This window comes from Mycobacterium sp. E802, assembly GCF_001666875.1.
In the GTDB taxonomy this organism is placed as follows: Bacteria; Actinomycetota; Actinomycetes; order Mycobacteriales; family Mycobacteriaceae; genus Mycobacterium.
The window spans coordinates 1-8,908 of the sequence record NZ_LZJD01000019.1; the positions used below are offsets into that span (position 1 = coordinate 1).

Below are 8,908 nucleotides of genomic sequence, written 5' to 3' on the forward strand. Positions count from 1 at the left end.
GGTGCACTAAGCTAAGGCATCACCGCAGGTCAACGCGCCGCCGCTCTCGAAAACAGGCCAAAGTGACCCAACTCGGGTGATCGCGCGTGTCGAACGAGCATTGCGCAGCCGTGGGTGGCGGCCGAATTGCACCCAGGGACAAAACGCCGCCTGATTCTGTCCCTGGGTGCAATCTAGGTGCGGGGCTGGACCACCCCTTGACGTGGGACCGGCGGTACCCGTTAACCTACCGGTTGGTTGGGTCCCTTTCGGCGTTGACGGGAGTTCGTGTGCCTCCAGTAGTACGGATCGGCAACTGTTCGGGGTTCTACGGCGACCGCCTGACCGCGATGCACGACATGCTGACCGGCGGCGAGCTGGACTATCTGACCGGCGATTATCTCGCCGAGCTCACCATGCTGATCTTGGCCCGCGACCGGGCCAAGAACCCGGACCGCGGCTACGCCAAGACCTTCTTGACCCAGCTGGAGCAGTCACTCGGGCTGGCGCTCGAGAAGGGCGTGAAGATCGTCGCCAATGCCGGCGGGCTGAACCCGGCGGGGCTGGCCACCGCGGTCCGAGCCCTGGCCGAGCGCCTGGGTCTGTCCGTCAACGTCGCGCACGTCGAGGGCGACGATCTCGTGGGCCGGGCTTCGGAACTCGGGCTGGGCACTCCCCTGGCGGCCAACGCGTATCTGGGTGCGTGGGGCATCGTCGAGTGCCTGAATTCCGGTGCCGACGTCGTCGTCACCGGCCGGGTGACGGACGCGTCGGTGATCGTCGGGCCTGCGGCCGCGCACTTCGGGTGGAAGTCCACCGATTACGACGCGCTCGCCGGGGCCGTGGCCGCCGGCCACGTCATCGAATGCGGGACGCAGGCCACCGGCGGCAACTACTCGTTCTTTTCTGAAATTCCAGATCTGACCAGCCCCGGCTTCCCGATCGCCGAGATCTCGGCCGACGGGTCCTCGGTGATCACCAAACATCCCGGCACCGGTGGGCAGGTCAGCGTCGGCACCGTCACCGCCCAGCTGCTCTACGAGATCACCGGGGCGCGGTACGCCAATCCGGATGTGACGCTGCGGGTGGACTCGTTGCAGTTGAGCGCCGATGGCGACGACCGGGTCCGTATCTCCGGAGTGACGGGTGAGGCCCCGCCGCCGACACTGAAGGTGTCGTGCAACAGCATCGGCGGTTTCCGCAACGCGGCCACGTTCGTGTTGACCGGCCTGGACGTCGAGGCCAAGGCCCAGCTGGTGCGGAGTCAGTTGGAGGCCGGACTGAAAGTCCGTCCGGCCGAGCTGGAGTGGACGCTGGCGCGGACCGATCATCCCGACGCCGACACCGAAGAGACCGCCAGCGCGCTGCTGCACTGCGTGGTCCGCGATCCGGATCCCAACGTCGTGGGGCGCCAGTTCTCCTCGGCCGGAGTCGAACTCGCGCTGGCCAGCTATCCGGGATTCACCACGACGGCACCGCCCGGTGACGGTCAGGTGTACGGCGTGTTCGTCCCCGGTTACGTCGACGCCACCGAGGTGCCACACGTCGCCGTGCTTGCCGACGGCACCCGGATCGAGATCGCACCGGCGGTTGAGACCCTGCCGTTGGCGCCGGTGACCGAACCTGCGCTGCCCGAACCACTTCCGGCCGGTCCCACCCGGCGCGCCGCGCTGGGCACGGTGGCTGGGGCGCGCAGCGGTGACAAGGGTGGGTCGGCGAATGTCGGCGTGTGGGTCCGTGCCGACGGGGCGAGCGAAGCGACGGGGGAAAAGGCAGATGCGGAGTGGCGCTGGCTGGTCCACACGCTGACCGTCGACAAGTTGCGTGAATTGTTGCCCGAGACAGCCGATCTGCCGGTCACCCGGCACGCGCTACCGAATCTGCGGGCCGTGAACTTTGTGATCGAAGGCATCCTCGGCCAGGGCGTGGCGTATCAGGCCCGATTCGATCCGCAGGCGAAAGGGCTGGGCGAATGGTTGCGCAGCCGTCATCTCGATATCCCGGAGGAATTCTTCACGTGAGCATCTGGAATTCGCCTGAGCGCGAGGCACTGCGCAAGACCGTGCGCAGTTTCGCCGAACGCGAGGTGCTGCCCCACGCCGCCGAGTGGGAGCGCACCGGCGAGCTTCCCCGCGAATTGCACCGCAAGGCCGGCGAGGCCGGGCTGCTGGGCGCCAACTTCCCCGAGTCGGTTGGCGGCGGTGGCGGCGACGGGGCCGACGCGGTGATCATCTGCGAGGAAATGCATTACGCGGGTGCGCCCGGTGGCGTGTTCGCCTCGCTGTTCACGTGCGGTATCGCCGTGCCGCACATGATCGCCTGCGGCGATGAGCGGCTGATCGAGACGTATGTGAAGCCCACGTTGCGCGGGGAGAAGATCGGATCGCTGGCCATCACCGAACCGGGTGGCGGGTCCGACGTCGGGCATCTGACCACACGCGCGGCACGCGAAGGCGATGAGTATGTGCTCAACGGCGCCAAGACCTACATCACCTCCGGCGTCCGCGCCGACTACGTCGTCACCGCGGCGCGCACCGGCGGCCCGGGCGCGGCGGGCGTCTCGCTGATCGTGGTGGACAAGCCCGCCCCGGGCTTTGAGGTCACCCGCAAACTCGACAAGATGGGTTGGCGCTCAAGCGATACCGCCGAGCTGTCCTACACCGACGTGCGGGTGCCCATCGCGAACTTGATCGGCGCCGAGAACTCCGGCTTCCTTCAGATCGCCGCGGCGTTCGTCTCCGAGCGAGTGGGCCTGGCCGTGCAGGCCTACGCCAGTGCACAGCGCTGCCTGGATCTGACCGTGCAGTGGTGCCGGGATCGCGAGACGTTCGGCAAACCACTGATCTCCCGCCAGTCGGTACAGAACACGCTGGCCGAGATGGCCCGCCGCATCGACATCGCCCGGGTGTACACGCGCCATGTCGTCGAGCGGCAGCTCGCCGGTGAGCAAAATCTGATTCCCGAGGTGTGCTTCGCGAAGAACACGGCGGTGGAGACCGGCGAGTGGGTTGCCAACCAGGCGGTCCAATTGTTCGGCGGGATGGGCTATATGGCCGAATCCGAGGTCGAGCGGCAGTACCGCGACATGCGCATCCTGGGGATCGGCGGCGGCACCACCGAGATCCTGACCTCGCTGGCGGCAAAGACATTGGGGTTCCAGGCATGACGACTCTGAAATCGACCATCGACCCTGGCTCTCCCGCGTTCACCGAGGCGGCCGAGGTGATGGCGGCCAAGCTGGCCGAACTCGACACCGAGCACGCCAAGGCCCTCGCCGGCGGCGGCGCCAAGTATGTGGACCGCCATCACGGCCGCGGCAAGCTGACCGCGCGCGAGCGCGTCGAGTTGCTGCTCGATCCCGACGCCCCGTTCCTGGAACTGAGCCCGTTGGCGGCCTGGGGCAGTGATTTCACCGTGGGCGCCTCCGTGGTCTGCGGCATCGGCGCGGTCGAAGGTGTCGAATGCCTGATCGTCGCCAACGACCCCACGGTCAAGGGCGGCACGAGCAACCCGTGGACGCTCAAGAAGATTCTGCGGGCCAACCAGATCGCGATGGAGAACCGGCTTCCGGTGATCTCTCTCGTCGAGTCCGGCGGCGCCGATCTGCCTACGCAGAAGGAGATCTTCATCCCGGGCGGGCAGATGTTCCGCGACCTGACCCGGCTGTCGGCGGCAGGCATCCCGACCATCGCGCTGGTGTTCGGCAACTCGACGGCCGGCGGCGCGTATGTGCCGGGCATGTCCGATCACGTTGTGATGATCAAGGAGCGCTCCAAGGTGTTCCTGGCCGGCCCACCGCTGGTCAAGATGGCCACCGGCGAGGAGTCCGACGACGAATCCCTGGGTGGCGCCGAGATGCACGCGCGCACTTCGGGTCTCGGTGACTACCTCGCCAACGACGAGCTCGATGCGATCCGCATCGGCCGGCGTATCGTGGCCCGGCTGAACTGGCGCAAGCAGGGGCCGACGCCTGCGCCGGTGGTCGAGCCGCTGTTCTCACCCAACGAGCTCATCGGCATCGTGCCCGCCGATCTGCGCATCCCGTTCGATCCGCGGGATGTGATCGCCCGCATCGTCGACGGCTCGGATTTCGACGAGTTCAAACCGTTGTACGGGTCGTCACTGGTGACGGGGTGGGCCACGCTGTACGGCTACCCGGTCGGGATTCTGGCCAATGCCCGCGGCGTGCTGTTCTCCGAGGAATCGCAGAAGGCCACGCAGTTCATCCAGCTGGCCAACCGGTCCGACACCCCACTTCTGTTCCTGCACAACACCACCGGCTACATGGTGGGTAAGCAGTACGAAGAGGGCGGCATGATCAAGCACGGCTCGATGATGATCAATGCGGTGTCCAATTCGACGGTGCCGCACATCTCGCTGCTGATCGGTGCGTCCTACGGCGCGGGCCACTACGGCATGTGTGGCCGGGCCTATGACCCCCGGTTCCTGTTCGCCTGGCCGTCGTCGAAGTCCGCGGTGATGGGCGGGACCCAGTTGGCCGGCGTGCTCTCGATCGTCAGCCGCGCCGCCGCGCAGGCCCGCGGTCAACAGGTCGACGAGGCCGCCGACGCCGCGCTGCGGGCTGCGGTGGAAGCCCAGATCGAGGCGGAGTCGCTGCCGATGTTCTTGTCCGGCCGGCTGTACGACGACGGGGTGATCGACCCCCGCGACACCCGCACCGTGCTGGGAATGTGCTTGTCCGCCATCGCTAATGGCCCGATCGAGGGGACGTCGAACTTCGGCGTCTTCAGGATGTGAGCCCCATGATTACGAGAGTGCTTGTCGCCAACCGCGGGGAGATCGCCCGCCGGGTGTTCGAGACCTGCCGTCGCCTCGGTATCGGCACCGTTGCGGTGTACACCGATCCGGACGCCGGGTCACCCCATGTCGCCGAGGCCGACGCCCGGGTGCGCCTGGAAGGCACCAACGGATATCTCGACGCCGCCCAGATCATCGCCGCGGCCCAGGCGGCCGGTGCCGACGCCGTTCACCCGGGCTATGGATTCCTCTCGGAAAACCCCGATTTCGCGGCCGCGGTGCTGGATGCCGGGTTGACCTGGATCGGCCCACCGGTGAATGCCGTGCGGGCCATGGGTTCCAAGATCGAGGCCAAGAAGATGATGGCCGCCGCCGGTGTTCCGGTGCTGACCGAACTCGACCCGGACACCGTGACCGCCGATCAACTGCCGGTACTGGTGAAAGCCTCAGCCGGTGGCGGCGGCCGAGGCATGCGGGTGGTGCGTGAACTGTCCGCTCTGCCAGATGAAGTCGCCGCTGCCCAGCGTGAGGCACAGTCGGCGTTCGGGGATCCGACGGTGTTCTGTGAGCGGTACCTGGCGGCCGGCCATCACGTCGAGGTGCAGGTGCTGGCCGATGAGCACGGCACGGTGTGGGCGGTCGGTGAACGCGAGTGCTCGATTCAGCGTCGCCATCAAAAGGTCATCGAAGAAGCTCCTTCGCCCCTGGTGGAGCGCACGCCGGGGATGCGCGAGAAGTTGTTCGACGCGGCCCGGCTGGCCGCCGAGGCGATCGGCTACACGGGTGCGGGCACGGTCGAATTCATGGCGGACGAGCGCGGCGACTTCTTCTTCCTGGAGATGAACACCCGTCTGCAGGTGGAACATCCGGTCACCGAGGAAACCACCGGACTGGACCTGGTGGAACTGCAGATCCTCGTCGCCGACGGCGGCCGGCTCGACGCTGAACCTCCGGCCTCGCACGGTTCGGCCATTGAGGTACGTCTCTACGCCGAGGATCCCGCCAAGGGGTGGCAGCCGCAAGCCGGCACGGTCCACCGATTCGAGGTGCCCGGGAACGTGCGCGTCGACACCGGCATCGAAGACGGTTCGGTGGTGTCGATCTTCTACGACCCCATGCTCGCCAAGGTCATCTCCTACGCCCCGACCCGGCGTCAGGCAGCGACCGTGCTGGCCGATGCGTTGGCCCGCACCAAGATTCACGGGCTGCGTACCAACCGCGATCTGTTGGTGAACGTGCTGCGACATCCGGCGTTCCTCGACGGGGCCACCGACACGGCGTTCTTCGATACTCACGGGCTCGATGACCTGGCCACGCCGTTGGCCGACGCGGACGCGGTGACGCTCTCGGCGATCGCCGCGACGCTGGCCGACGCCGCGCATAACCGCCGCACGGCACGGGCTTTCGGTCCGGTGCCGAGCGGGTGGCGCAACCTGGCCTCGGGGCATCAGACGCGGACCTACCGCGACGCTGTGGGTGACGAGGTGCCGGTGCGCTACCGGTTTACCCGTGCCGGGGTGGAGTTGCCTGACGACGACGGGGTTGCCCTGGTGGCGGCGACGCCGGAACGGGTGGCGCTGTCGGTCCACGGTGTCGAGCGCGCGTTCGAGGTGGCACGGTACGACGATCAGGTCTACGTCGACTCACCGCTGGGGCCGGTCCAATTCACGGCGCTCCCGCGGTTCCCTGATCCGAACGACGCCGTCGCACACGGCTCACTGCTGGCGCCGATGCCGGGTTCTGTCGTCCGCGTCGGGGCGGCCGTCGGCGATACCGTCACCGCCGGACAGCCGCTGATCTGGCTGGAGGCCATGAAGATGGAGCACACCATCGCCGCGCCCGAAGACGGCGTGTTGACCGAACTCAATGTCGCCGCGGGCCAACAGGTCGAGGTCGGCGCCGTCCTTGCCCGCGTGCAATCCGAAGGAGAACAATCATGAGCTTCATCGAGACCGAAGAACAGAAGGCGCTGCGTCAGGCGGTAGCCGCGATGGCCGCCAACTACGGCCAGGACTACTACCTGGAGAAGGCTCGCGCCGGCGAGCACACCACCGAATTGTGGAACGAGGCAGGCAAACTCGGCTTCATCGGGGTGAACCTGCCCGAGGAGTACGGCGGCGGTGGTGCCGGCATGTACGAGCTGTCCCTCGTGATGGAGGAGATGGCGTCCTCCGGTGCGGCGCTGCTGATGATGGTGGTCTCCCCCGCGATCAACGGCACGATCATCTCCAAGTTCGGCACCGAGGAGCAGAAGAAGCGCTGGATTCCCGGCATCGCGGACGGGTCGATCACCATGGCCTTCGCGATCACCGAGCCCGACGCGGGGTCCAACAGTCACCGCATCACCACCACTGCCCGCCGCGACGGCAGCGACTGGATTCTCAAGGGCCAGAAGACGTTCATCTCCGGCATCGACCAGGCACAGGCGGTTCTTGTCGTCGGGCGCACGGAAGATCACAAGACCGGCAACCTCAAGCCGGCCCTGTTCGTCATCCCCACCGATACCCCGGGCTTGCACTGGACCAAGATCGAGATGGAGATCATCAGCCCGGAAAGCCAGTTCCAGGTGTTCCTCGACGACGTGCGCCTGCCGGCCGACGCGTTGGTCGGTTCGGAGGACGCCGCGATCGCGCAGCTGTTCGCCGGGCTGAACCCCGAGCGGATCATGGGTGCGGCCTCCGCGGTCGGCATGGGTCGCTTCGCGATCAGCAAGGCCGTCGACTACGTCAAGACCCGCCAGGTCTGGAAGGTGCCGATCGGCTCGCACCAGGGTCTGTCACATCCGTTGGCGCAGAACCATATCGAGATCGAACTGGCCAAGCTGATGATGCAGAAGGCCGCGACCCTGTACGACTCGGGCAATGACTTCGGTGCAGCCGAGGCGGCCAACATGGCCAAGTACGCCGCGGGTGAGGCATCGGTGCGCGCGGTCGATCAGGCCGTACAGTCGTTGGGCGGCAACGGTTTGACCAAGGAGTACGGCATCGCCGCCGCGGTCAATGCGTCGAAGTTGGCCCGGATCGCCCCGGTGAGCCGCGAGATGATCCTGAACTTCGTCGCGCAGACGTCCCTCGGCCTTCCCCGGTCGTACTGATGTCCGAGCTCGTCCGGTATCGCGTTGACGGCAACGTCGCGCGGCTCACCCTGGATTCCCCGCACAACCGCAACGCGCTGTCCACGGCTCTGGTGATCCAGCTCCACCAGGGCCTAGATAACGCGGCCGCCGATCCGCGCGTCCGGGTGGTGGTGCTCGGGCATACCGGCGGAACGTTTTGTGCCGGTGCGGATCTGAGCGAGGCCGCCGGGCAGGATCCGGGAGACATCGCCGTCGGCCGGGCCCGGGAGATGACGACCACGTTGCGGGCGATCCTGGAACTTCCGGTTCCGGTGATCGGTGCGATCGACGGGCATGTGCGGGCCGGCGGCATGGGCCTGGTCGGTGCGTGTGATCTCGTCGTGGCCGGACCGGCCAGTACGTTCGCGCTGACCGAGGCGCGCATTGGGGTTGCGCCGTCGATCATCTCGTTGACCTTGCTCCCGAAGATGTCGCCCCGGGCGGCGGGGCGCTACTTCGTCACCGGTGAGAAGTTCGGGGCCACCGAGGCGGCTGAGATCGGGTTGGTCACCGTGGCCGCGGACGACGTCGACGCGGCCGTGGCCGCGCTGACGGCCGAGATCGCGAAGGGATCACCGCAGGGGCTGGCCACGTCGAAGGCGCTGACGACGGCCTCGATCCTGCGCGGGTTCGACGAGAACGCCGAGGCGTTGACGCAACAGTCGGCGCGGTTGTTCGTCTCCGACGAGGCGCGGGAAGGCATGATGGCGTTCCTGCAGAAACGTCCGCCGAGCTGGGTCGATTGATGATCCCCGCAGCGTCGGGTTGAATCCGAGCCGAAACCGGCGCCGCATCGGGCCCGGCGAAGCAGGTCAGCCGCTTCTTGTGAGTTTCCGGTCGTTGCCTGTGGCAGCAACCGGTCCGCGGGACCTGTCGCATTACGTCTCGCAGTTTTACCGTGTGAGCTGCGGACGTTCTCTGCCGTGCGGTTGTTCCCGGAAAGGCCGGAACCATGACCGATGATCAGAACAAAGCGATCTCCTGAGTTTGGACATTTCGCTTAGTACCCAGGGCTGAAGCCTAGATCGGTGAGGATCTTGCTCTCGGCGTCGGGGA

General features: G+C 67.0%; 6 protein-coding genes. All 6 read left to right on the top strand.

Features of this window, described 5'->3' with window-relative positions:
• The first annotated feature begins 269 nt into the window (after positions 1 to 269).
• Genes A5699_RS03075 through A5699_RS03100 form a run of 6 tightly spaced genes read left to right on the top strand, consistent with a single transcriptional unit; the run spans position 270 to position 8,598 of the window.
• Positions 270 to 2,000: an acyclic terpene utilization AtuA family protein gene (locus A5699_RS03075; protein ID WP_067765198.1), complete on the top strand. Its 1,731-nt coding sequence runs from the start codon at positions 270 to 272 to the stop codon at positions 1,998 to 2,000.
• Positions 1,997 to 3,145 (top strand): acyl-CoA dehydrogenase family protein, encoded by a 1,149-nt coding sequence (locus A5699_RS03080; RefSeq protein ID WP_067765200.1) that lies wholly within the window; start codon positions 1,997 to 1,999, stop codon positions 3,143 to 3,145. Before A5699_RS03075 ends, A5699_RS03080 begins: the two co-directional genes overlap by 4 nt.
• Positions 3,142 to 4,737 (top strand): acyl-CoA carboxylase subunit beta, encoded by a 1,596-nt coding sequence (locus tag A5699_RS03085; RefSeq protein WP_067765203.1) that lies wholly within the window; start codon positions 3,142 to 3,144, stop codon positions 4,735 to 4,737. Before A5699_RS03080 ends, A5699_RS03085 begins: the two co-directional genes overlap by 4 nt.
• A 5-nt stretch (positions 4,738 to 4,742) precedes the next feature.
• Positions 4,743 to 6,677 (top strand): biotin carboxylase N-terminal domain-containing protein, encoded by a 1,935-nt coding sequence (locus A5699_RS03090; RefSeq protein ID WP_067765206.1) that lies wholly within the window; start codon positions 4,743 to 4,745, stop codon positions 6,675 to 6,677.
• A complete protein-coding gene (locus tag A5699_RS03095) occupies positions 6,674 to 7,831 on the top strand; it encodes an acyl-CoA dehydrogenase family protein (RefSeq protein WP_067765209.1) in 1,158 nt (385 codons plus the stop codon). Before A5699_RS03090 ends, A5699_RS03095 begins: the two co-directional genes overlap by 4 nt.
• Entirely contained in the window at positions 7,831 to 8,598 is a 768-nt protein-coding gene (locus A5699_RS03100) for an enoyl-CoA hydratase family protein (protein ID WP_067765212.1), read from the top strand. Before A5699_RS03095 ends, A5699_RS03100 begins: the two co-directional genes overlap by 1 nt.
• Positions 8,599 to 8,908 lie beyond the last annotated feature (310 nt).